The sequence below is a fragment of the Dyella sp. A6 genome (genome assembly GCF_036320485.1).
Classification (GTDB): Bacteria; Pseudomonadota; Gammaproteobacteria; order Xanthomonadales; family Rhodanobacteraceae; genus Rhodanobacter_A; species Rhodanobacter_A aluminiiresistens.
The window spans coordinates 340,532-364,711 of the sequence record NZ_CP132911.1 but is presented as its reverse complement, the minus strand read 5'-3'; the positions used below and the strand labels follow the sequence as shown (position 1 = coordinate 364,711).

Genomic DNA, 24,180 nt, shown 5'->3' with positions numbered 1-24,180 from the left:
TCCTCAGTGTCCCATCAACGCTTCGGCTGCCTCGGGACGATCGTGCACGGCCAGTCGGTCGACCAGCGTTGCACTCGCCTCGTTCATGCCATGAACCTCCACCCGGGTGCCTTCGCGGCGGAACTTCAGGACCACCTTATCCAACGCACCGACGGCAGTCAGGTCCCAGAAATGCGCGCGGCTGACATCGATGCTCACGGCATCCAGCGCCTCGCGGAAATCGAAGGCATTGACGAACGCCTCCGACGAGGCGAAGAACACCTGGCCGGTCACGCGGTATTCGCGCATGCGCTCGTCGGCACTCAGCGTGGAGCCCACATGCATCACCTGGCCCACCTTGCGCGCGAAGAACAGCGCGCTGAGCAGCACGCCGACCAGTACACCCAGCGCCAGGTTGTGCGTGGCGATGACTACGACCACGGTGGCGATCATCACCACGCTGGACGACTTCGGATGCTCACGCAGGTCGCGGAACGAACTCCATTTGAATGTGCCGATCGACACCATGATCATCACCGCGACCAGAGCCGCCATCGGAATCCGGCTGACCCATGGCCGCGCGAACACCACCATGATCAGCAGCAGGATGCCGGCGCACAGGGTGGACAGCCGCCCGCGCCCGCCCGACTTCACGTTGATCACCGACTGGCCGATCATCGCGCAGCCCGCCATGCCGCCGAACAGGCCGGAGACGATGTTGGCGATGCCTTGGCCGACGCACTCGCGATTCTTGTCGCTGGGCGTGTCGGTGAATTCGTCGACGATGGTCGCCGTCATCAGCGACTCGAGCAGGCCCACCACCGCGATCGGCACCGCATAGGACAGCACCACCACCAGCGTATGCAGGTTCAGCGGCACCTTCGGCAGCAGGAACACCGGCAGGCTGTGCGGCAACGCGCCCATGTCGCCGACCGTGCGCACATGCAGCCCGGTGAGCAGGGTGAAGGCCGTGATCGCGATGATGCTGACCAGTGGCGACGGCACCGCCCGGGTAATCCGCGGGAAGCCGTAGATGATGACCAAGCCGGCCGCGACCAGCGCGTAGACCTGCCAGCCTGCCCCGACAAACTGCGGCAGCTGCGCCATGAAGATCAGGATGGCCAGCGCGTTCACGAAACCGGTGATCACCGAGCGCGACACGAAACGCATCAACCCGCCCAGCCTGAGCGTGCCGGCGATGATCTGCAACACCCCCGTGCACAGCGTGGTCAGCAGCAGGTATTGCAGGCCGTAGTCCTTGACCAGGGTGACCATCAGCAGCGCGGTCGAGCCGGTGGCGGCGGAAACCATGCCCGGGCGCCCGCCGGTGATCGACACCGTCACCGCGATGCAGAACGCCGCGTACAGGCCGATCTTGGGATCGACGCCGGCGATGATGGAAAACGCGATCGCCTCGGGAATCAGTGCCAGGGCGACCACCGTGCCGGCCAGTACGTCATTGCGGATGTTGGAGAGCCAGTCCTGGCGGAATGTCCGGTAAGTCATCGAAAACCTGGAGTCGATAAGCCCTCCGCGGAACACGTCCACGGGCGGCATGGCACAAAAGGACCGGGGGCCGCAGCGTCGCGGCCACACGTCGGTAGAGGCAAAGGCCCGTGTGAGGGTGGCTGAAACAGGCGAGCCGCATGGGGCTGCCGGATACGCTCACGGATGGGCGGCCTGCATTGTATATGCCGCCGGCCGCTGCGGCCACAACGCGCAAACCGGCCGCCGAACCTCAGCCCGGCGTGGAACCGGTACGCCAGCGGGTTCCGGCATCGGTCGCCCGCTGATGCTTGTGGACATACAGCATGCGATCGGCGGCCTCGATCAGCGACACCGCGTCCCAGCCATGGTCCGGGGCCGCACCCACGCCGATGCTCACGCCCGGCCGGGCCGATTCGCGCCGCGCGGCCTCGTTGAGCGCCGCCTCGATGCGCCGGGCAATATCCATTCCCTGCGTCAGGGTCGTGCCGGGCAACACCACCAGGAACTCGTCGCCACCGTAGCGGCCGAGCCGGTCGCCCTCGCGCAACATCTCCTGCAGGCGCTGCGCGATCCAGACCAGCGCCCGGTCGCCGGCACTGTGGCCATACTGGTCGTTGATCGCCTTGAAGCGGTCCAGATCGATCATGAACACGCTGACCGGCGCATGGCCGCGCGCATGCGCCGCCAGACTGGTTTCGAGCACCGACAGCACGCCGCGCCGGTTGAGCACCCGGGTCAGCGGGTCCTGTGCAGCCTCGGCCAGCAGCGTCTGCCGCGAGGCTTCCCAGTACGCCGCCATCTCGTTGAAGCGTTCGGCCAGGGCCGTCAGTTCGTCGTTGCCGGCCACCGACGCACGTACGCCTGGCGTACCGGCACCCATGCCACGGGCGGCCTGTCCCAGCTCACGGATCGGCCGCAGCAGCGAACGCACGAAAGCTGCCACCAGCAACGCGGCCAGCACCAGGGTCAGGGCCCAGCCACCGACCAGCCAGCGCAGCTGGCGATGCCGTTCCGCAATGGCATGCAGGTAACGCGCCTTGACCACACGCGTCAGTTGCCTGCGGGCCTGGGCGACATCGTCGATGGCAGCCTGCAGCCCGGCCCGGGTATCCGCATGGGTCGCTGTACCGTGGTGCCCCAGATGTGCCTGCCGCACCTGTTCCACCAGCCGGCGCACGGCCGGCCGCGCACTCACCCAGGACTGCTCGGCCTTGTCCACCTCGCCGGCAATGCCGTCACCCTGGTCCACCGACTCGATGCTGGCGAAGGTCTTGTCGATGCTGTCGGACAATGCGGCGAAACCCGGCGTGGATTCGCTCGACTGCATTTCGAGCTCGTCGACCATCGCGCGCTGCAGGTAATGCTCGAGCGTGTTGAGCGGAAGCAGCGTCGTGACCGACTCTTCCACCGAATCGCGGAACGCCAGCTCCTGGTCGTTCAGGACGCTCACGCTGACCACGCTGAGAATCAGCATCGGCAGCAGCACCAGCGCCAGGAACATCGCCAGGCGTTGCGATACGCTGAACATGCGCAGCCGTTGTTCCCATTTCATCGGTGGCCCCTGTGCCCGCATCCTGGCGACCATTATGCAGGCGAATCCCGCACGGCGTGCCGAACAGCCACCTGCCGACCGGTCCGCGCCGCTGCCCGAACGACCCCGCACAACGGCACTCGGGCGGCTACTCGGACGGCGCACTGATGGTGTAGCCGGCCTGCTTGAGCGCGGCGATGTAGCCGTCGCTGGCCAGTATCTCCTGCATCGGCAGCAGGGCGAATGTCTGCGAATTCCTGGCCAGCGCCGCCTCCGCCGCGCCCAGCCATGACTCCCGCATGTGAGCGGGAATGTCGGTCGCGCCGATCTTCGCGGCGAAGGTCGTATCGGTGAGGGCCGACAGGCATGCGCCATCCTGACGACCTGACAGGGTCTTGCGCAGCTCATCCAGGCTGCCGGTGGCCCAGGCGTTGGCACGCGCGGTCGCCTGCGCGAGACCGTCCTCGGTGGCATCCAGTACGCTGCCCAGGCAGGACTGGTCGTCCAGTTCCGCCTGCTTGTAAAGCTTCACGTCGGCGCGCGGATTCTTCACCACGAAGGTGTACGCGGTCTTGATGACCGGAACGTGCGCAGCCCGTGCAAAACCCATCACGGCACCGCGAACCCCTCCGTCGGAGGTCAGCCCCATCGTGTCGATGGCGGCCTTGTACAGCTTCTTGCCGGCGAAGAACGGCCGCAGCCGCTCCACGCCCCAGGCATGCCGGAGGTACCTGGACCGCTGCGTTTCCCAGCGCGCGTACATGTCCGGTGGCAGCACGTCCTTCAGCTTTTCGCCATGCGGGAGCTTCTTGAAGCCCAGTGCGGACGGCAGCAGCAGCACGGTGTTCCAGAAGCCCAGGTGCGCCTTGATCCGCACCCCGGGCTCGCCGAGCACCGCCTGCGAACCCTGCACCGCCCGCTCGACGGCCGCCGTCTCCCACTGCATGTTCCTGGGCAGCGTGGAAACGGTGCCGAGCACCCACATCACGTGGTCGCCCTTGCTGACCTTCCACAGCGCCGGTCCGGGCAACACGCCACTGACCACCACCGGGGCGAGATCGACCGTGGAAAGCTTCTTCTGCACCTGCGTCGTGGCAGCGGCGTTAACCGCCAGCGGCGCAATGCAAGACAGCAGCAATGGCAAGGCACGCTTGAAAAGCCGTCGTTTCATCACGTGGTCCGGTTCCTGGGCGAGGGGTTGAGAGCCTGTCCGCACATGCGACCACGGGATCATCGCCATGTTCCATGGCCGTGCCCGTGGCGCGGGCGTATCATCTGGTCGGATGCGGCAACGGATGTCAATGCGGGCAGGATGTGGGCAGGGGAGCAGCCATGGGTTTCGCGGCACCGCAAATAAGGGTTCGCTAACCATCCGCAGGCCATGCTTGTGGATGATTGCAACGGCAGCACGACAGGGCATGAACCATTTTCATGACCGACCGGTAACATTGCGGCCATAGACTATGGAACCGAGGGCATGCCTCAAAATTCGCAGGGGTTCCGGCATGCCGCCGAGACACCCGGACATCCCCCGGCACCGGATTCGGCCTTGACACACACGAACGACGACCGGCCCACCAGATCCGATTCCACCGATACGGCAAATCTTTCCGGCGGGCGCGGAAATGCATCCGCGCGTTCGACCAGAGCGCGCCGGATCGGACTGGCCTGCATCTGGCTGGGCCTGCTGCTGGCCGTGCTCGGCTTCTCCTTCCAGGGCACGCGCAGTCTGTGGAACACGGACGAGGGGCGCTATGTCGACAACGCCCTGCAGATGGTGGATTCCGGCAACTACCTGGTACCGGCCTACAACGACCTGCAGCCGAACTACACCAAGCCGCCGCTGGCACTCTGGGCGATCGCGGGCTCCGTCCATATTTTCGGGCACAACACGTTTGCCGTACGGGCACCTTCAGCCCTCGCCTTCCTGCTGACCGCACTTCTGCTGTGCGCGATGGGGCGCATGATGATTCCGGAGCGGCCCTGGCTGGCCGGCCTGATCTACGCCTGTTCGTTCGCCCCGTTCATTGCCGCCAACGTGGTCAGCACCGACGACATGCTGACGCTCTGCGAGGCGCTGGCGATGTGGGGCTTCATGCGTGCGTGCTTCACTGATGACGAGCGGTCGCAGCGCGTCGGCGTGCATGTGATGTGGCTGGGCTTCGGCCTGGCGTTCCTGGCCAAGGGTCCGCCGGGCCTGCTGCCACTGCTCCCCGCCGCCGTGTTCGTTGCCCGACGCGACGGCATCCCGGCACTGCGGCGCTATGTGCCGTGGACGGGGCTGGCACTGTTCGGCCTGGCCGGACTGTCATGGTACGTCGTCATCATCGTGCGCGACCCGTCGCTGCTGGTCTATTTCCTCCGCTACGAGGTCTACGAGCGGATCTTCACCGCCACCCAGGGGCGCAACCCGCAGTGGTACGGCTGGCTGGTCGTGTACGGGCCGGTGCTGGTGCTGGGAAGCCTGCCGTGGTGGCCGATGCTGCTGGCGCCGATGAAGTCGGCCGTGCTGCCGGCCAGCTGGCGGCGCTGGTGGGACCAGCCCTCGGCAACCCTGTTCCTGGCGCTGTGGTTCGTGTTGCCGCTGCTGGTGTTCTGCATGGCCCGCTCGCGACTGCCGGTGTATGCCTTGCCGCTGTTCCTGCCGCTGGCGCTGATCATCGGGCGCGCGCTGCGTGCGCGATTCGACCTGGCCAGCGGTCGCCAGTGGCTGGCACTGGGTATCTGGGTGGCGCTGCTGCTGACGATCAAGGGCGCAACCGGCATCTACGTGCATCCGCATCTGGACAACCGGTTGATGGCCCATCAGCTGACCCGCATGACCGGGCAAAAGGCTTTCTCGGCCGTGGCTTTCGTCGAAGCGACCGACTCCGGTGTGTCGACCAGCGAACACACGCCATGGGGCATGCGCCTGTACCTCGACAAGCCGTTGTATGCCGTCGCCTGGAAGCAGGCCTCGGCAGCGGCGCTGCTCTGCCGTCTTTCCGAGCGCCACCCGTCGCTGCTGGTGGTGCTTGACCAGTCCATCGGCAAGGCCCGCGCGCTGGCCAGGATGGCGCAGTCGTCCTGCATGCCGCAGCGACATCTCGACCTGGGCACCTGGGCTTCATCCGACCTGCTGCTGTTCCAGCAGGAGACCGGTGCAACCGGCACGCACACGTCAGGAAAACCCGAATGACGCGATCGCTGCGGTACCTGGGAATCAAGCGCGTCGACCTGCTGATCGGGCTGACCGTGCTCGGCTGGATCCTGGTGGTCTGGCTGATGCTGGTCGGCCTGGATGCGGTCATCCAGTTCCTGCGCCAGCTGCGCTTCGTGGGACAGAACGGCTACACGGTAGCCAATGCCGCGTTCTATGTGGCGGTCACCATCCCGCGCCGGATGTACGAGATGTACAACTCCGCCGCGCTGATCGGCAGCCTGCTCGGCATGGGCGGACTGGCCGCCACCGGCGAACTGACCGTGATGCGCGCAGCCGGCATGTCGCGCCGGCGCATCGTGATGTCCGGCATGGCGGTGGTGACGATCCTGGTTGCCGGGGTGATGGTGATGGGCGAGACCATCGGCCCGATCGGCGACCAACTGGATCAGATGATGCAGGCCCGCCTGCGTCACGGCGAGGTCGACGCGGTCGGCAGCGGCCTGTGGGCGCGCGATGGCGAACGCATCATCAATGCGCGGCGCACCGTGCTGACCACGGAACATGGCCTGGCCAAGGTGCAACTGTTCGACGTGCGCATCTATAGCCTGACGCCCGACGGCCAGCTGGTCAGGTTCGACCACGCCGCAACGGCGACGCATACCGGCGACCAGTGGGTGCTGCACGACGTGCGCAGCAGCAGCATCGATACAACAGGCATCCACAGCACGACGCTGCCCAGCGAGCAATGGTCGTCGCGCATCAGCCCGCGCGTGCTCGAAAAATCGATGATCCAGCCGCAATATCTTTCGATGCGTGACCAGTGGCTCAACATGCGTTATCTGGAACGCAACCACGAGGACGCGACGACCTACGCCGTACCCTTCTGGGGGCGCGTGCTATACCCGCTGAACGTGCTGGTGCTGGTGGCCTGTGCTTTGCCGATGGTATTCGGCTCGCTGCGCTCGGGCACGCTGGGCAAGCGCATCTTCGCCGGCATCCTGCTGGCACTCGCCTGGTATTTCGGGCAGCAGGCCATCGTGACCTTCGGCGTGGTCAACGGCCTGCACCCATTGCTGGCCAACCTGCTGCCCGCGATCGTGCTGGCCATGCTGGCCTGGTTCTACTTCGGCCTGCGCAATGGACTGACCCGGCGCCGCTGAAACCGGCGCAGCCGTTCATGCGAGGGCGATGCGGACGACAACCGTGCACGCAGGGGAATCTACACATGACCTATACGCGTGGCGCAGTACACCGGCTGCAATGGGCAGGAAGGCTTGAGAAAGTGCAGGGAGCGCCGCTACAGCACTGGTCGGCAGCCGTAACCGGAATCCTGTGACCATCGAAACGACAAACGCTCTGTCGGTGCCGGTGCCATACCCGGCAATTCCATGCCTGATGGCCAGCCACCAGGCTGGACATCGCTATGCCGATCGACACGACCGGACATGAGTAGCACGTACACGGTCCGTCGGTACGCTCGCATCATGCTGGCCCAGGGCATGTTCTTTCTGCTTTCGCTGGGCCTGATCTGGTGGTCAAGGTATGCGGCCGGGGTGGCGGTGGCGTGGTTCGCCAACAGCTTCCTGCTGGGCCTGCTGCTGCGCGGGTGGTTGCAGTCTGTGCCCTGGACACTTGCCGGCGGCTTCGTGGCCAGCCTCATCGCTGGCCTGATCATGGAAATGCCGCTGGCCACGGCAATGGGCTTCAGCCTTGCGAACATGGTCGAGATCGCCACCGCGCTGCTGCTGGTGCAACGGCTCAAGCTCAGCTTCAGCGACCAGGCCATGGGGCGGATGTTCGTGCTCGGGATGACGGCTACCACACTCATCGCGCCGGCCGCCGGCGCCCTGATCGGGGCAACCGTGATCGCGCATTCCTTTGGCATATCGTGGGCCGCTGTCTACCGCGACTGGTGGCTTGGCGATGCGGCCGGGATGATCTTCATGCTGCCGCCACTGGTCACCTTCAGTCCGACGCAGCTGTGGGCGCTGTTGACGGGGGATCAGGCCACCTCGTTCTGGCCATCGCTTCTCATCTCGCTGCTGATAACCGTGGTCGCCGTGCAATACCTGCGACGTCCTTTCGTGGTGCTCAGCATCCCCCTGCTGGTCGCCGCCTATCGGTTGAACCGGTTTGGTACGACCCTGGTGTGCAGCGCAAACATAGCGGCGGTCTTCGTCATCGCGACAGGCGATGTCACTGGCTGGTGGAAAAGTCCACGCGGTCTCCACGCGCTGCACGCCGACGAGCTCGCCTTTTTTACCTCGGCATCGGTGCTCGGGCCATTGTTGATCGGTCATATCGCGGCCCAGCGACGGCGTGTCACCCGCAGCCTTGCCGAAGTATCGACACGCCTGCGCGTCGTCACCGACAACGTGCCTGCGCTGATCGCGCAGCTCGATGAGCAGGCGCGCTATACGTTCGTAAACCGCAAGTACACGGAATGGAACAAGCTGTCGGAATCGGACGTGATCGGACACACGCCGCTTGAAGTATTCGGCGCAGCGACCGCCACGAAGATGATGCCTTACATCCAGCGCGCCCTTGCAGGAGAACGGCAATTGTTCGAGATCGGCATGCCCAGCGGCCGACGCTTCGAAGTGCGCTACGAACCCCAGTACGAAAACGACGACGTGACCGGTTTCTACATGCTCGCGCAGGACATCAGCGCACGCAGGGAACTGGAAAGCCGGCTGCGCGAAATCACCGACAATGTGCCCGCGGCGATCGCCTATCTGGACGAGGGCCTGGTCTACCGCTATGCCAACGAACAGTATGCGGCGCTGTGGAAACGGGACGTGCAGTCTATCGTCGGTCACTCCTCGCGGGAAATCGCAGGCGAAAAATACTCGGCACAGCTTCACCCCATGCAGGTCAGCACCCTCGGAGGTGAGCCCACGCACGGCGAGCTGCACCTGGAGGACGGTCGCACCTACGAGATCTCCTACGTACCGCACATCGTGCAGGGCGAGGTCCGTGGCATCTACAAGCTCGCCGTCAACGTGACCGAGCACAAACGCATGGAAGAGGACCTGTTCGAGGCCTACAACCGGCTCGAACGCATGCTCGACTCGATCGGCGACGCAGTGATCTCGTGCGACCGCACGCTTCGCATCACCATGATGAACCCGGTCGCCGTGAAAATGACCGGCTGGACCGAGCAGGATGCGATCGGCCAGCCTTTCGACACGGTGGTACGACTCGTCGATACCGAATCCGGCAAGCCGTCGCTTAATCCGCTGAAGGTGGCCATCCGCGAGAACCGGGTGGTCGGGCTGCAGACCGACAGCGCCCTGCTGCAGCGGGACGGCACGCCGGTTCCGGTAGAGGATTCCGCCTCACCCGTACACGACAGCGACGGCCGCATCGTCGGCGGCATCATGGTTTTCCACGACGTCAGCGAAGCCCGTGCCATGGCCATGAAGATGTCGCATCTGGCCCAGCACGACTACCTCACCGAACTGCCCAACCGCATCCTGTTCGAGGATCGCCTGTCGCGTGCGCTGGAATCCATGCAGCCGGAGAACGTGGGCGCGGTCATGTTCGTCGACCTGGACCACTTCAAGCACATCAACGACTCACTCGGGCACCCGGCCGGCGACCAGGTACTGAAGACGGTTTCCGAGCGCCTGCGGCTGGCGGTGCGGCCGGACGACACAGTGAGCCGCCAGGGCGGCGACGAGTTCGTGATCCTGCTGAACCAGCTGGCCGATCCGCGTGACGCCGCCCGCGTCGCCGAGCGAATCATCCAGTCGCTGGAGAGCGGAGTCGAGCTGAACGGCCAGAAGCTGCACCTGTCGGCGAGCATCGGCATATCGATGTTTCCGCTCGACTCCAACGACAGCAAGAGTCTGCTGAAGCAGGCCGATACGGCGCTGTACCACGCGAAGCAGGCCGGCCGCGGTCGCTTCAGCTACTTCACCGAAAGCATGAGCGAAAAGGCCGAGCAGCGCCTGGCGCTGGAACATGCGCTGCGCCAGGCGATCCACAACGGCGAACTCTTCGTGCTCTATCAGCCCAAGGTGCGCTGGCCCGACGGCGCGGTGGTCGGTGCCGAAGCATTGGTGCGCTGGCGCCGTTCGAACGGCAACGTGCTGACGCCCGACAGCTTCATACCGCTGGCCGAGGAAACCACCCTGGTCAACCAGATCGACGAATGGGTGATGCACGAAGCCTGCCGACAGAGTCGTGCCTGGCAGATGGACGGGCTGCCCGCGCTGCCGGTCTCGGTCAATCTATCGCTGGCTCATCTGGACGCCGAGCGCGTGCTGAATGCCGTGCGCTCGGCACTTGCCGAGGAAAACGCGCCGCCGGGTTGCCTGCAGATCGAGTTCACGGAAAGCCAGATGTTCACCCACAAGGATCGCGCTCGCGAGCTACTGATCGAGCTGAAGGCGCTGGGCGTGGGCCTGGTCATCGACGACTTCGGAACCGGCTATTCCAGCCTGAACTATCTGTCGCGCTACAACTTCGACATCATCAAGATCGACCGCAGCTTCGTCAGCGGCATTCCCTCCAACCACAAGCAGTACGCCATCGTGCAAGCCATCGTCGGGATGGCGCGCGCGCTGGGGTATCAGATGGTCGCCGAAGGGGTCGAGACACTCGAGGAAGCCAGCACGCTGGCACGCCATGGCTGCAGCGAGATGCAGGGCTTCCTGTTCAGTGCGGCGGTGAGCCCCGACGTTTTCGCCTCGATGGCGCGCACCGGCATCGTCACGCACACGGCCCAGGTCACACCCGACCATCGGTAAGCTCGCGGATAGCGCGGTTGTCGACTCCCCGTAATCTTGATCCAGGCATAACTGGAGGTCTCCGGGCAAACTAGCCCCAAGGAGACCGAAGATGCGCAAGAGCAAGTTCACCGAAAGTCAGATCGTCGCGACGCTGAAGCAGGTCGAAGGCGGTCGGCAGGTCAAAGATGTGTGCCGCGAGTTGGGCATATCGGACGCCACGTACTACGTGTGGAAGTCCAAGTACGGCGGGATGGAAGCGTCCGACATACAGCGGCTGCGCGACATCGAGGCGGAGCACGCCAAGCTCAAGCGGATGTATGCCGAGCTGGCGATGGAGAACCACGCGCTGAAGGATCTGATTGCAAAAAAGTTGTAGACCCGGCGCACAAGCGCCCGCTGCTGACGTGGTTGATGAATCACTACGGCTGGAGCGAGCGCCGGGCCTGTCTGGCGATGGGCTTGTCGCGATCAACGGCGCGTTACCGCCGCCGACCGGATCGGGACGAGGAAGTGATTGCGCTGCTCGCTGAACTGGCGGAACGGTTTCCAGAGCGTGGCTTCGGCAAGCTGTTTCAGCTGATTCGACGCCGCGGTCTGGTGTGGAACCACAAGAGGGTGTGGCGCGTGTATTGCCTGATGCAACTCAATCGCCGCCGACGCGGCAAGAAGCGTGTACCGGACCGGCATCCGATGCCCTTGGTGGCTGGCGAGCAGATCAACGCTAGCTGGTCGATCGACTTCATGTCCGACGCCCTGTGGGACGGTCGTCGCTTCCGGACGTTCAACGTGATTGACGACTTCAGTCGCGAAGCACTGGCCGTCGAGGTCGACCTCAACCTGCCCGCCACGCGTGTCATCCGCACGCTGGAGCGGATTGCGGCCTGGCGCGGCTATCCGGCCAAGCTTCGCCTGGACAACGGGCCGGAATTCATCGCACTGGCGCTGGCCGAATGGGCCGAGCGCAAAGGCATCATTCTGGACTTCATCGAGCCCGGCAGGCCCATGCAAAACGGCTTCATCGAGCGTTTCAACGGCAGCTTCCGCCGTGGCGTGCTCGACATGTACATCTTCCGCACGCTCACCGAAGTACGTGAGCACGCGGAACGGTGGCTGGCCGACTACAACAACGAGATTCCCCACGACAGCCTCGACGGGCTCACGCCCGTCGAATTCCGACTTCAGAACGACCCGGCAACCTCTAATTTAGCTTGGCACTGATTTACGGGGAGTCGACACGGTGACTGCGACACAAACAAGGAGCCGCTCATGCAGAGCGGCTCCTTGATCGACCAGCTTGACCTTGCTGTTCCCAGTCCGGTCAGAAATCGACCGTCGCCGAGGCGAAATAGGCCCTGGGCTCTTCGTAGATGGCACGGACGAACGGCGTGTTGTCGGACATGAAGTCGCCGTAGCCGAAGGTGTAGTAGTGGCGGTCCAGCACGTTGTCGACATACAGCGCGAGCTTCACGTCCTTCAGCATGCCGTCGCCGATATGCACGGTGTCGCGCACGGTCAGGTTGGTCACCGCATAGCTGGGGATGGTTTCAGCCGAAGGCACACCGGCGTTGTATTCATTCACGTACTGCGAACCGGAGTAGTGCTCGCTCACATTGACGCGCCAGCCCTGCCACTTCCAGCCGATGCCGAGGTTCGCCAGATGCTTGGGCACGCCGGCAAGCGGTTGTCCGGAGTGGACATCCTGCCCCGCGGTCGCGGCCACGCCGGAGCTGTTGGCTACGGTGAAGTCGGAAGTGAAATAGGCCTTGTTCTCGGCCAGGTTGCCGTAGATGCTGAAGCCGCCGAAGCGGGTCTTCAGGCTGTCCTGCAGGTCGAGCTCTGCACCTTCGTAACGTGAACTGCCGCCATTGGACGTGGTGGAAATGCCCGTGACTTGGTTGGTCGACTGGATGAAGGTATTGGCAAAATTCTCGCGGTACAGGTTCAGCGCGCCCTGGAAGCCGTGCTGCTCGTAACGCACACCAGCCTCGAGGTCACGGACGAATTCCGGTGAGACGTGCAGCGGCACGACCACCGTCTGGCCGGCCGCATTGGAAAGCCCGACATTGTTGTAGTACGCCGCGATACCCGGGAACTTGGCCGTCTTGCCCCAGGCCGCGTACAGGCTCAGGTGCTCCATCGGCCGCCAGTTCACGCCGATGGTGGGCGAGGTGTAGTGCTCCTTGTCCGACACCGAACCGCTGATCGGGTAATAGAAGCCCACGTTATCGAAGTCCGAAGTGCGCTCGAACATGTACTTCACGCCCGGCGTGATGTGCAGGGTGTCGTCGAGCAGGCTGATTTCGTCCTGCACAAAGAAAGAGCCAAGGTCACGGCTGTCGTGCTCGTCCCAGGCGTCGTTGAGCCCAGTAGTCAATGGCATTGACCGGGAACCGTACCAGTACTCCGCCGAATGAAGCTTGGTGTGTGAGTAGTCGGCGCCGAACTTCACCTCATTGTCAGGAAGGCTCAGGGTAAAGTGCGGCATCACCCCGAGCTGCTGAGTGGTGTAAAGATAAGTGTGGTATGCGGTACTGGGATCAGTGCTCTGATTCGGCAAAAGATACGGTTGGGTGGCGCTCTGCGCGTAGTCCGGATTACCGTATGAAATTCGTTGATAATTCACTCGACGCGCATACGCACGGATGTTGAACGACAGCTCGTCGTTGATCCACATGCGGTCGCCCAAGATATAGGTGCCGCCGTGATCCTTGTTATAGCTGTTAGTCCAGTTCAACGGCCAGCCATAGCTGTAGCCGTATTGCTGGATCAGCGGCAGCGGCACCGTATGCGGAGTGAAGCCGCGGTTCTCGTTGTAGATCACGTAGGCGTACAGCGTGCCGTTGGCGTTGTCGTAGGGCAGCTCGCCGGCGTAGTAGACGTTGGTATTGCGGTTGCCGGAGTTGTCCTGCCAACCGTTACTGGAATTGTGCGTGATGCTGACCAGGTTGCGCACCCCGCCGATCTCGCCGGTGTTGCCGGTGAGGCCGTAGAACCAGGTGCCGAAACTGCCGCCGCCCATGGAGACCGAGGCACTGGGCTTGGAACTCGGATCGCGCGGCTGGAATGCGATGGTGCCGCCCAGCGAGTTGTACGAGGTCACGGCGGGATTGTTGATGCCGCGATAGATGTTGACGCTGTCGATGTCGTTCAGGGTCAGCGGGATGTTGTTGCGGGTCGACGCCGAGTTGGTGGTGCCGCCGTTGAACGGGTCGTTGATCGAGACGCCGTCGAAGGTTTCGGAGAACTGGCCGCTGCTGAAGGCGCGGAAGGTGATGTTGGTGCGCACGCTGTTTGCCGCGGGCGTGCGCACGTTGATCGACGGCGTACGCTCCAGCAGGCTCTGCACGCTGAGCATCGGCGAGGAGAAGCGGATCGCCGAGGGACCGATCACCGATGCGCTGAAGGCCGAGTTCATCGGAATGCGGGTCAGGGTTAGCTCCTGCGCGATGACCTGCACGGCAGTAAGGTTCTTCACCTTCTTCTTGCCGGCGGCAGCCCGGGGTGAGGACACGCCGGCCGCTGCTGGCTGCGGTGCGCTGGCGGATGCGGCATGGGCACTGGGCAGTGCGAAGGAGAGCATTCCGGCAACGAGCATGGCTTGGTACAGCTGGAGGTGACGAAACGTATGCATAACGATCCCGGCAGTCTGTGAAATGTGATCATACGCACATTCAAGGTTGCCGATGACCGCGCCATGACAAAGCTGACGAAAGTTCACATTCCTTACGGAATGGTAAGGAAGGACGGCCGGCAGCAAGCTGCCCACGGGCCTTGTCGAATGCGGTTGCCATGAAAAGAAAGGGCCTGTCCGGTCGCCCGGCAGGCCCCTGGTACAGACGTCCATACGTGTGGTACCGCCCGGCAGGCAGCCCGCACATACACGTCACGGGAACGGTCAGTGGCTGGCGAACACCTCGACACAGCCATTGGCACAATCCGGCACCGACGGGTTGGCCGCCACCGGCACGAACACCTTGCCGTTCAGCGGATCGGCCGCAACCGAATGGGCACTCTTGCCGGTGGGAAGGTTTTCCAGCCAACGGCCCGTGCGCGCATCAATCACGCCCAGCACCGGACCATGCGTGTTGGCGACGGCGGCCAGGTAGAAATGATCGCTGCCACGGTCGTACCACACCTCGTCGGAACCGCCGACCTGCATGATCGTGCGGGTGACCTTGTCGGTGGCCAGGTCGACGATGAGCGAGCGCGGTGCAAAGCCGGCGTCCACCGCATCGTCGCTGCAGCCGACCAGCAAGTGATCGTGCGGGCCCAGGGCCAGCCCGGCGGGCATGCATTCGTGCACGTGGATCATGCGCAGCAGGCGGTGCTTCACCGGGTCGATCACCGCAATGCCACCATCGGCCTTGTGGTGGTCGAGAACCGGCACCGAGAGGTAGACCTTGCCGTCGTTCGGGTTCCACAGCGGCTGTTCGAGGCCGCCGGTGGCCTGCGGGAACGACAGCTTGTCGAGGATGCGGTGTCCCGGCGCGGTCGATACGAAGCTGACGAAGGGCGGATTGTCCTCGTTGTTGGCGGCGATGACGACATGGTCGCGCGGATCGTAGGCCAGTTCGTCGACGCGCTCGGTGCCGCCGGTATGGATCGTGGCGACGATTTTCCGTGCGCGCAGGTCAAGCACCTGCAGCTTGCTGCCGCCATCACCGGCCCAGAACTGCTGCGTGCCCACCGCGACCAGCCCGTTCGGACCGCCATGCTGGAAGCCGGTGATGCGGCCGACAAAGCGGTCATGCTTCGTGTCGATCAGATCGACGGCGTGATTGGAGCGGTCAGAAAAGCCATACAGGTCCTGACCCGGCGAGTACGCGCTGATGTCGAAACTTTTCAGAGCGTTCCCGGGAACCGGAATCGTGGCGACCTGATGCAGCGAGGACGTTGCGGCAAGCGTCGGCGTGGCGACGGCCGCGGCCATGGCCGCGACCAGGGCGGCGACGGCGAGAAGGGGCTTGTTCATGGGCAGTTTCCTTGATGCGGGAATCGATAAGCGGATCGGGCAGGACGCTCCGGACGCGACGCCCTTGCGGGGCCGCGCCGGAACGCATGGATCGATGGAAGGACAGGCATCCGTCGGCTCGGGCCGGGCTAGGCCGAAGCCTGACGACGACGCTGGAACACGCCGTAGATCACCGGCACGCCGATCAGGACCAGCGGCATCTGCACCACCAGACCGGCGATGATCGCCACGGCCAGCGGCTGCTGCATGGCCGACCCCTGGCCGATGCCCAGCGCCAGCGGTGCCAGTGCCAGCATCGCGGCAAGGGTCGTCATGGCGATCGGGCGCAGGCGGTTTTCACCGGCCTGTATCAGCGCCTCGCCAAAGGGCATGCCCTCCTCGCGCAACAGGTCGAGCTCGGAGAAATAGAACACGCCGACCTCGGTAACGATGCCCAGGATCATGGTCAGGCCCATCAGCGCGGTGATGTTGAGCGTCTGCCCGCAGATCCACAGGCCAAAGAACACCGCACTGGCCGCGAGCAGCGAGCCGGTCATGATCGAAATGGCGACGCCGAACCGGTTGTAGATGAACAGCAAGGTCAGGAAGACCAGCGCGGCCGCCGCGGCGAACACCATGGCCAGCCCGCGGAAGGCGATCTGCTGTTGCTGGTACAACCCGCCCAGCGTGTAGTACACGCCCTTGGGCAGCAATCCGGGCTCGGCCAGCACATGCCGCACGTCGGCCAGGGTGGTGCCGTAGCTGCGCCCCTGGATGCGCGCCGATACGGCGACCATCGGTTTGAGGTCGTAGCGTGTGATCTGCGCCTGGCCGTTCACCAGCTGGAGTTTGGCAATGCGGCCCAGTGGCACCAGATGGCCATCCGGCGCCGTGAGCTCCAGCGCGCGCAGCCGCCGCAGCGAATCGCGCTCCTGCGGTGCCACCCAGACCCGCACGCCGTAGACGATCTGCCCGTGCAGCACGCGGGTGGCGACATTGCCCGCCAGATAGGTGTCGAGCTGGGCGGTTACCTCAGACGGCGTCATCCCTTCCAGCGACGCCTTGACCCGGTCGACCCGGATGTCGATGGAGTCGCCGGCGATATTCAGTCCGTTCTGGATCTCGGCCAGCCCGCGCACCTTGCCGATCGCCTTGGCGACCTTCGGCGCCAGCTTGACCAGCTCCGGCCAGTCGTCGCCGAACAGGCGGATGACCACTGGACGCGGCGAACCGGTCAGGTCGCCGATCAGGTCCTGCATCGGCTGCGGCGTATCCAGTATCTCGAAACCGGGCACGTCGCGCTGGATGCGCGAAACGATCTTGTCCATCAGCGCAGCCTGGCCGCGCGAACTCTTCAGGCGTACGAAGAAGTCGCCTTCGTTGGCCTCGGTCAGGCCGCCGCCGAGCTGCGCGCCGGTACGCCGCGACCAGGTGTCGACACCGGGCGTGGTACCCATGATGTGTTCCACCTGCGCGATCAGCCGGTTGCTTTCGACCAGTGAGGTACCCGGCGTGGTGCGGTAGTCCAGCACGAAGCCGCCTTCCTGCATCTCCGGCATGAAGCCGGTCGGCACCTTGAGGAAACCGAGCGCGCCGATCAGCAGCAGTGGCACCAGGCCGATCAGCAGCAGCGCTGGCCGCTGCAGCAAGCGCTGCATCAGGCGCCGGTAGCCGGCCTGGACCCGCTGGGTGATGCGTCCGCCATGCTCGATCATGGCGTCCTTCTCGCTGAGCAGGTGGTCGGCGATCAGCGGCAGCGCCAGCCAGGCGAAGAAGAAGCTGATGACCAGGCTGGCACCCATGGTCAGCGAAAGCGACTTGAAGAACGCGCCGGTCACCCCGCCGAGGAAGGCCAGCGGCACGAAGATGATCACCGTCGCGGTGGACGAACCCGCCAGCGGCTGGGTGAATTCCCTCGCCGCGGCAAGCAGGGTCTGCGTGCCATGTCCACGGCCGGCCACGCGGCGCACCAGGTGTTCCAGCATCACGATCACGTCGTCGATGATCAGGCCCACCGCCGCGGCCATGCCGCCGAGCGTCATGATGTTGAAGCTCATGCCGAACGCGCGGAGCATCAGGCTGGTGGTCGCCAGCACCGCCGGCACCACCAGCACCGCGATCAGGGTCAGCTTCCAGTTGCGCAGGAAGGCGAACAGCACCAGCGTGGCGAAGATCACGCCGAGGATGATCGCGTCGCGCACCGAGCCCGCCGAATTGACGATCAGGCCGCTCTGGTCGTACCACTGATGGATGGTCACGTCCTTCGGCAGCTTGCTTCGGAACGCGGCCAGGGTGCTGGCGATGTCTCGGCTGATCGCCACCGTGTTGCCGCCCAGCTGCTGGAACACGTTGATCAGCACCGCCGGCTTGCCATCGGCCGTTTCGGTTTCCCAGCGCGGCACGGTGGAGACATCCACCGTCGCCACGTCCTGCAGCTGGACCACGCCGTCAGCACCGGTGCGAAGCACCACATGCCGGATCGCGTCGACACCGCTGTAGCGCGTGTCCGACATCAGCAGGTACAGGCGGTCGTCGCGGTTGAGACGTCCCACCGACTGGATCACGTTGGACGCCGCCAGTGCGTCCTGCACGTTCTTCAGGCTCAGGTGCAGCGCAGCCAGCCGAGCGGGGTCCACGGTGACGCGGAACTCGGGCTGCTCGCCGCCCTGCACCTGCACCGCACGCACGCCCTGCACGCTGGAGATCAGCGGCAGCAGCTGGTACTGCGCGATATTGCGCAGCGCCACCGGACTCTCGGTCGGCGACGTCAGACTGTAGGCCACCACCGGAAACTTGGTCGGGTCCATCGGCCGTACGTGGAAGCGCGTACCGGGCGGCAGCTGCGACAACACCTGGTCGAGCGCAGACTGCACTTCCAGCGCGGCGCGGATGATGTCCGTGCCCCAGCTGAAGCGCAGGTCGATGTCGGTGCTGCCGCGGCTGGAGGTGGACTCGATCGTCTGCAGGTTGCGGACACCGCGCAGCGCCTCCTCGACCGGCCGCGTGACCTCCACCGCCATCTGATTCGCCGGGCGGTCGCCGGCATCGATGCTCACCCGCACCCGCGGAAACTGGGTCGCCGGGAACAGCGACACCGGCATGGTCAATGCCGCGATCATGCCGCCGATCGCCAGCACCCCCATCAGGAACAGTACGGCATTTCGATGACGCTGCAGCCAGGCAGCCAGACCGCCGCCCGTCATTGCATCGGCTCCTTGGCCAGGCGCACGGCCATGCCATCGGTCAGTTCGTAATTGCCGCTGGTGACGACCATGTCACCTTCGTGCACGGCACCGGCAATCGCCACCAGGCCGGCGGACTCGAGGCCGGTGTGCACGTTCACGCGGGTCGCATGCCCATGCTGGATGATGAACACGTAGCTCTGCCCGTGCTCGCTGAGCACGGCGCTACGCGGCACCGCCAGTCCGGCCTGGGTGCCCAGCCTGATCACGCCGCGCATCCAGCTGCCGGGCACCAGTCCGGCGGTGTCCTTGCCGTCCAGCTCGACCACCGCGTCGACCAGGTGCGTGGCCGGATCGATCACGTTGTTCACCTGCGCGACCTTGGCGTGCACGACGCTGCTGCCGAACACAGCGCGAAGATCGACCGGCGCCCCCGTATGCACCTTGGCGGCTTCTTCCGGTTCGACGCCGAGCCGGATCCACAGATGGGTCTGCGCGCTCAGCGTCAGCAGCGGCTGGCCCGGCTGTACCAGCGCACCGGGCGACACGTCGACGCGGCTGATCGTGCCGGCCTCGGATGCGCGCAGCAGCTGGGTCGCATGCCCCGTGCCTTGTGCCTCGATCGCGGCGAGACCGGCCTTGGCATCGTTGAGGTTCTGCCTGGCGGCGGCGAGGTCCGCATGCGTGACCAGGCTTTCGCGGTACAGCGCCTCGGACTGCTTAAGCTGGGCCTGCGCACTGGTCAGCTTGCTGCGCGCCTGGGCATAGGCCATCTGCGCCTGCGGCGAACTGGCCAGCGCGAGCAGGGGCTGCCCCTTGGTCACCTGCTGTCCGGGCGTCACCATTGTCCGTTCGACGATGCCGCTGTGCAGGCTGGTCAGCGAATGCACGTGGGCAGGGTCGCTAGCGACCCTGCCGTAGACCGTCAGGCGGTCGTGCAACGGCTGCTGCACGATGCGGGTGACCGACACCAGCGCGCTGGGCGCGTCGTCGGCACGACCGGAAAGGGGCAGCAACAGCATCAGGGTGGCCAGCAGGGCCGGCACGGGTAGCGCGCATTTCATCGTGACAGGGTTCCGTGGGCGGGAATGGGGGAAGCACCGGGGGGAACGTGCCCGAGCAGGGCCGCCAGGGCGACCTCGCCCTTGGTCAGGGTGGCGGTGAGGTCCAGCATCTGCAGCTCGTGCGTGATCACGCTCTGCTGTACCGCAAGCCATGCGGCGCCCGAGTAGTTGCCCGCGTGGAAGGCGCGGTCGGCGCGGCGGGCGAACATGCGGAGCTGGGGCAGGTTTTGCTGCAGCACCTTGCGCTGGTGCGCGACCTGGCGCAGTTGCGCGTACAGGGTGCGCGCCTCGACATCGGCCTGGTCGAGCCGCGCCTGATATTCGGCCACTGCACGGTCACGCGCGGCCCTGGCGATGCGTGCATTGGCCTGGGCCCGGCCGAACACCGGAAGGTTGAGGTTGATGCTGAATCCGGTGGTATCGACCCGGCTGGTATCGCCGGCACGGTTGACGCCGACGCTCAGGCCCGGGAACTGGGCCATCACCGCCGCGCGGAAATCGGCATCGGTGGCATGCGCGGCGGCGGCCAGCGCCAGCAGGTCGGGACGTGTCTTCGGCAAGGCCTGCAGCGCCGCCGTCAGCTGGGATGCCGAAGGCAGCGTCAACGGCATCGGCGCGACCAGTCCGTAACGCGCGCCGGGCGCCACCCCCAGCAGATGGTTGAGGTTGGCCTGCGCAGCCTCCCTGGCCTGCTCGGCCGCGGCCAGCTGGCTCTGCGTGTCGGTCAGGTCGATCAAGCTCGCCGATGCGGTGTCGAGGGTGACATCGTGACGCGCCAGCGCACGCTGGTACGCCGCATTGAATCGTGTCGCGGCATCCAGCTGGCGCTGCAGCAGGGCGCAACGTTTCTGCGCGGTCCACAGGTCGACGAAACCCGCCGCACTGGCCTGCGCCAGGCTCCAGCCCTGCCAGGCCAGCTGCAGTTCGGTGGTAGCGCGGCGGGCCCGCGCCGCGTCCACGGTCGCGCCGCGGGTAAGCAGCCACGACACGTCCTCGCTCAGGCCGAGACTCCAGCCATGGCTGTAGCCGGGGGTGGTCGGATGATCCACGCTGGCACTCAGCTGCGGGTCGGGCAGCAGCCCGGCCGCGTGCAACTGCAACGTGCTGATGCGCGCGTCGATCAGGCTGGCCTGGTAATCGGGGTCGGCGCGCAGCGCCAGCGCACTGGCCTGGCGCATGTCCAGCGTGGCGAGCGGCTTGCCGTGCGCATCGGTCGGCGTCGCCGCCCAGTGCGGCGCCGTCGGCAGCGGATGTGACTGGTAGGTGACGCAGCCCGCCAGCAGCAGCAAGGCTCCGACGATGGCGACACGCACAGGGCGTAGGGAGTTCGGAATCACATCGTTTCCTTGGTGGGGAAATCCAGTTGCACACGCAGACCGGGCCGGGCATCGCCCAGCTCCAGCGCAATGCCGTGAAGATCGGCGACCGCGGCCACCAACGCCAGCCCGAGGCCGCTGCCCGGCGTGCTGCGCGCCGCGTCCAGGCGCACGAAACGCCCGAGCACGTGCGCACGCGCCGCTGCGGGAATGCCGGGGCCGGCATCGGCAACCACCATGCGGACGCTGTCGCCGGAACGTTCCAGCACCAGCTCCACCGGCGTGCCGGCCGGCGTGTGCCGAAGGGCGTTCTCGATCAGGTTGGCGACCATCTGGGTAAGCAGGGCACGGTCACCGTGCACCTGCAGGCCCGGTTCGATGCGCGTGTGCAACGAACGTCCCTGGTCTTCGAGCACGGGCGCGAAGTCGCCAGCGAGACTGGTCAGCAGCGCGGACAGGTCGAGTATGGCAAAACCGGCGCGACGCTGGCGACTTTCGATCTGCGCGATGCGCAGCAGCGCGGCGAACGTGGCCAGCACGCCGTCGACATCGGCCAGCGCACGTTCGCTGGCGGCACGGAACGCGTCGATGCTGTCGGCGTCGCGGGTCGCCGCTTCCAGGCGCTGGCGCAGGTGGGCCAGCGGCGTGCGCAGGTCGTGTGCGATGTCGTTGGACACCTGGCGCATGCCTTCCATCAGTGCCTGGATGCGTTCCAGCATCGCGTTGAGCGAATGCGCGAGGCGGTCGAACTCGTCGCCGCGCTCGCCCAGTGGCACGCGCGTTTCCAGCTCGCCACCGGCGATGCGGGCAGCGGCGGCGGCCACCGCTTCGACCCGGCCCAGGTAGTTGCGCGCGGTGATCACGCCCCCCAGCAGGGCCAGCAGCACGGCGGCAATGCCGGCCCACAGGAACGAGCCCTGCAGCAGTTCGTCCAGCTCGTCGGCGCTGTGCCGGTCGCGCCCGACGACGAGTTGCCGGCCATCGTCCAGCCGGAGAGTCTGCACCAGCACGCGCCGATGCCGGTCGCGGTCGCCATGCAGGGATTCATGCTGCACCATGGTGCTCCAGCCCTGGACCCTCGGTGCGTGATCGAGATCGCCAGCCAGATGCTGCCCGTGCGCGCTGAACAGGCCATAGAAGAACGGCCCCTGCGGCATCTGCGCCACAGCCTCGTTGACGGCGGCGGCCAGCCCGCTGCCCGGAGTCGCCAGGATTTCGGCGGACTCGTCCTTGATCGCGTGGCGGACCTGCGACTCGACATAGCCGCGGACCGACCACCAGGTGATGGTGAACAGCGCCAGCGCGACCAGCGCGAACAGGCTGGCCTGCAGCGCAGCCAGCCGGAACGCGGAACTGCGGACCAGACGTACGATGAAGCTGGCATTGGCGTTCGGTGCGGCCATCTAGCGTTCGGCTTCCAGGCGCAGCATGTAGCCCGCGCCGCGCACGGTGCACAGCAGGCCGCCACTCTCGAACCCGCGGTCGACTTTGCTGCGCAGGCGGCTGATGTGTGTTTCCACCACGCTGGTCTGCGGGTCGAAATGGTATTCCCACACCTGCTCCAGCAGCATGGTCCGGGTCACTACCTCGCCAGCATGGCGCATCAGGTATTCGAGCAGGCGGAACTCGCGCGGCTGCAGGTCGATCGGCTGTCCGCCGCGGCGCACCTCGCGCTTCAGCAGGTCCATCTCCAGGTCAGCCACGCGCAAAGTGGCGGTGAGCGTCTCCGCCAGTGGTGGCCGCCGGCCGAGCGCGCCGACCCGCGCCGCCAGTTCGGCGAACGCGAACGGCTTGGCCAGGTAGTCGTCGGCGCCTGCCTCGAAACCTTCGACGCGCGCATCCACCTCGCCCAGCGCGGTCAGCATCAGCACCGGCGTATGCACCTGTGCCGCACGCAGGGCGCGCAGCAGACTCAGGCCGTCCAGCTTGGGCAGCATGCGATCGACGATCAGCACGTCGTAGTGCCCTTCGCTGGCATGGAACAAACCCTCCCGGCCATCCGTAGCCTGGTCGACGACGTGGCCAAGCTCGCCCAGACCCCTGGCGATATAGGCAAGGGTTTCGGCATCGTCTTCGACCAGGAGGATCTTCATGGGGACATGCGGCGTGAATGGGAGGCTGGAACGATCGTACCGGCTAAGCGTGTTCGTATACGCCCATCCGTATCGGTCAATCGACCTCGCTGGCAGGCGCGGTGCTCACCCGGCCGGTATCCGGATCGACGCTGAAATGCGCGACATGATTGCTCTGGCTCACCACATCGACGTCGTAGTGCGCCGCCTTGCCATGGCCATACGGGCCCGCTTCCAGCGCGCGTCCGTGACCGGCGTGCTCGGCCGCGGCGATGGCCTGGTTCAGCGACAGCTTGCGGCCTTTCAGGCTGAGCATGCCCTGGGCGTCTTCACCGTGCGCGGGTGCAATGCCGAGCCAGGACCCGCTTTGCGGATCGATCCGCGCGAGCATCGGCTTGCCGTGCACGTCGAGTTGCACTTCGTACCAGGTACCGCGACGCGCGACTTCCAGCCCCATGCCGAAGGCACGACCGCCGCTGTGCTTCTCGGCACGCGACACCGCGTCCATGGGGGCGATACCGGCGCTGTGCACGGCGGCGATTTCAGCGGCCTCGCTGGCATCCGCGTGCGCGGTGCCGAGACCAGCGCCGGCAAACAGCAGCACGGCGCAGGCCATTGTCGGGACGAAGGCGTTCGTTCGGCGGGATGCGGCATGGATCATGAGTCGACACTCCGTTGTGATGTGCAGTCAGGTTGACATGCGCGTGTTTGCCGACGGA

At 65.6% G+C, this 24,180-nt stretch carries 15 protein-coding genes; 4 read left to right on the top strand and 11 right to left on the bottom strand.

Annotated elements, in window-relative coordinates; all coding sequences use genetic code 11:
• Positions 1-3: 3 nt before the first annotated feature.
• The 3 genes from RA164_RS01435 to RA164_RS01425 form a co-directional block, all read right to left on the bottom strand.
• Positions 4-1,485 (bottom strand): SulP family inorganic anion transporter, encoded by a 1,482-nt coding sequence (locus tag RA164_RS01435; RefSeq protein WP_329742204.1) that lies wholly within the window; start codon positions 1,483-1,485, stop codon positions 4-6.
• Between the two features lie 232 nt (positions 1,486-1,717).
• Positions 1,718-3,019 carry a GGDEF domain-containing protein gene (locus RA164_RS01430; protein ID WP_329742203.1) on the bottom strand — a complete coding sequence of 434 codons (1,302 nt, stop codon included), beginning with the start codon at positions 3,017-3,019 and terminating at the stop codon, positions 1,718-1,720.
• 127 nt (positions 3,020-3,146) lie between these two features.
• Positions 3,147-4,169, bottom strand: coding sequence for a TraB/GumN family protein (locus RA164_RS01425; protein ID WP_329742202.1), 1,023 nt, complete (start codon positions 4,167-4,169; stop codon positions 3,147-3,149).
• A 378-nt stretch (positions 4,170-4,547) separates the two neighbouring features.
• On the opposite strand from RA164_RS01425, the gene RA164_RS01420 reads away from it, so the two are divergent.
• The 4 genes from RA164_RS01420 to RA164_RS01405 all read left to right on the top strand — a co-directional run bounded on the left by RA164_RS01420 (position 4,548) and on the right by RA164_RS01405 (position 12,094).
• On the top strand, positions 4,548-6,176 hold the full coding sequence (locus RA164_RS01420; RefSeq protein ID WP_329742201.1) for an ArnT family glycosyltransferase: 1,629 nt from the start codon (positions 4,548-4,550) through the stop codon (positions 6,174-6,176).
• Positions 6,173-7,300 carry an LPS export ABC transporter permease LptG gene (gene lptG, locus RA164_RS01415; RefSeq protein ID WP_329742200.1) on the top strand — a complete coding sequence of 376 codons (1,128 nt, stop codon included), beginning with the start codon at positions 6,173-6,175 and terminating at the stop codon, positions 7,298-7,300. The genes RA164_RS01420 and lptG overlap by 4 nt, the downstream gene beginning before the upstream one ends.
• 285 nt (positions 7,301-7,585) lie before the next feature.
• Complete coding sequence (locus RA164_RS01410; protein WP_329742199.1) at positions 7,586-10,894, top strand: bifunctional diguanylate cyclase/phosphodiesterase; 3,309 nt, start codon at positions 7,586-7,588, stop codon at positions 10,892-10,894.
• Between the two features lie 91 nt (positions 10,895-10,985).
• Positions 10,986-12,094, top strand: a protein-coding gene (locus tag RA164_RS01405; protein WP_329742198.1) for an IS3 family transposase whose coding sequence is annotated in 2 segments (ribosomal slippage) — positions 10,986-11,247 and positions 11,247-12,094 — 1,110 coding nt in all. Because the reading frame shifts where the segments join, the coding sequence is not laid out codon by codon here.
• Positions 12,095-12,194: 100 nt separating this feature from the next.
• Here RA164_RS01405 and RA164_RS01400 read toward each other — a convergent pair.
• The 8 genes from RA164_RS01400 to RA164_RS01365 form a co-directional block, all read right to left on the bottom strand.
• Positions 12,195-14,471, bottom strand: a complete 2,277-nt coding sequence (locus RA164_RS01400; protein WP_329742197.1) for a TonB-dependent receptor — start codon at positions 14,469-14,471, stop codon at positions 12,195-12,197.
• A gap of 300 nt (positions 14,472-14,771) precedes the next feature.
• On the bottom strand, positions 14,772-15,848 hold the full coding sequence (locus RA164_RS01395) for a YncE family protein (RefSeq protein ID WP_329742196.1): 1,077 nt from the start codon (positions 15,846-15,848) through the stop codon (positions 14,772-14,774).
• Positions 15,849-15,976: 128 nt separating this feature from the next.
• A complete protein-coding gene (locus RA164_RS01390; RefSeq protein WP_329742195.1) occupies positions 15,977-19,030 on the bottom strand; it encodes an efflux RND transporter permease subunit in 3,054 nt (1,017 codons plus the stop codon).
• Positions 19,027-20,073 carry an efflux RND transporter periplasmic adaptor subunit gene (locus tag RA164_RS01385; protein WP_329742194.1) on the bottom strand — a complete coding sequence of 349 codons (1,047 nt, stop codon included), beginning with the start codon at positions 20,071-20,073 and terminating at the stop codon, positions 19,027-19,029. The genes RA164_RS01390 and RA164_RS01385 overlap by 4 nt, the downstream gene beginning before the upstream one ends.
• On the bottom strand, positions 20,070-21,410 hold the full coding sequence (locus RA164_RS01380) for a TolC family protein (protein WP_329742193.1): 1,341 nt from the start codon (positions 21,408-21,410) through the stop codon (positions 20,070-20,072). The genes RA164_RS01385 and RA164_RS01380 overlap by 4 nt, the downstream gene beginning before the upstream one ends.
• Positions 21,407-22,792 carry a sensor histidine kinase gene (locus RA164_RS01375; RefSeq protein ID WP_329742192.1) on the bottom strand — a complete coding sequence of 462 codons (1,386 nt, stop codon included), beginning with the start codon at positions 22,790-22,792 and terminating at the stop codon, positions 21,407-21,409. Before RA164_RS01375 ends, RA164_RS01380 begins: the two co-directional genes overlap by 4 nt.
• Entirely contained in the window at positions 22,793-23,482 is a 690-nt protein-coding gene (locus tag RA164_RS01370; RefSeq protein ID WP_329742191.1) for a response regulator transcription factor, read from the bottom strand.
• A gap of 76 nt (positions 23,483-23,558) precedes the next feature.
• Complete coding sequence (locus tag RA164_RS01365; protein WP_329742190.1) at positions 23,559-24,122, bottom strand: PepSY domain-containing protein; 564 nt, start codon at positions 24,120-24,122, stop codon at positions 23,559-23,561.
• Positions 24,123-24,180 lie beyond the last annotated feature (58 nt).

Bases quoted from the DNA above. Each gene is read 5' to 3' on its own strand.
- RA164_RS01400 (WP_329742197.1), bottom strand. From the start codon at position 14,471: ATGCTCGTTGCCGGAATGCTCTCCTTCGCACTGCCCAGTGCCCATGCC.
- RA164_RS01375 (WP_329742192.1), bottom strand. From the start codon at position 22,792: ATGGCCGCACCGAACGCCAATGCCAGCTTCATCGTACGTCTGGTCCGC.
- RA164_RS01385 (WP_329742194.1), bottom strand. From the start codon at position 20,073: ATGAAATGCGCGCTACCCGTGCCGGCCCTGCTGGCCACCCTGATGCTG.
- RA164_RS01425 (WP_329742202.1), bottom strand. From the start codon at position 4,169: ATGAAACGACGGCTTTTCAAGCGTGCCTTGCCATTGCTGCTGTCTTGC.
- RA164_RS01365 (WP_329742190.1), bottom strand. From the start codon at position 24,122: ATGATCCATGCCGCATCCCGCCGAACGAACGCCTTCGTCCCGACAATG.
- RA164_RS01435 (WP_329742204.1), bottom strand. From the start codon at position 1,485: ATGACTTACCGGACATTCCGCCAGGACTGGCTCTCCAACATCCGCAAT.
- RA164_RS01430 (WP_329742203.1), bottom strand. From the start codon at position 3,019: ATGAAATGGGAACAACGGCTGCGCATGTTCAGCGTATCGCAACGCCTG.
- lptG (WP_329742200.1), top strand. From the start codon at position 6,173: ATGACGCGATCGCTGCGGTACCTGGGAATCAAGCGCGTCGACCTGCTG.
- RA164_RS01410 (WP_329742199.1), top strand. From the start codon at position 7,586: ATGAGTAGCACGTACACGGTCCGTCGGTACGCTCGCATCATGCTGGCC.
- RA164_RS01370 (WP_329742191.1), bottom strand. From the start codon at position 23,482: ATGAAGATCCTCCTGGTCGAAGACGATGCCGAAACCCTTGCCTATATC.
- RA164_RS01390 (WP_329742195.1), bottom strand. From the start codon at position 19,030: ATGACGGGCGGCGGTCTGGCTGCCTGGCTGCAGCGTCATCGAAATGCC.
- RA164_RS01395 (WP_329742196.1), bottom strand. From the start codon at position 15,848: ATGAACAAGCCCCTTCTCGCCGTCGCCGCCCTGGTCGCGGCCATGGCC.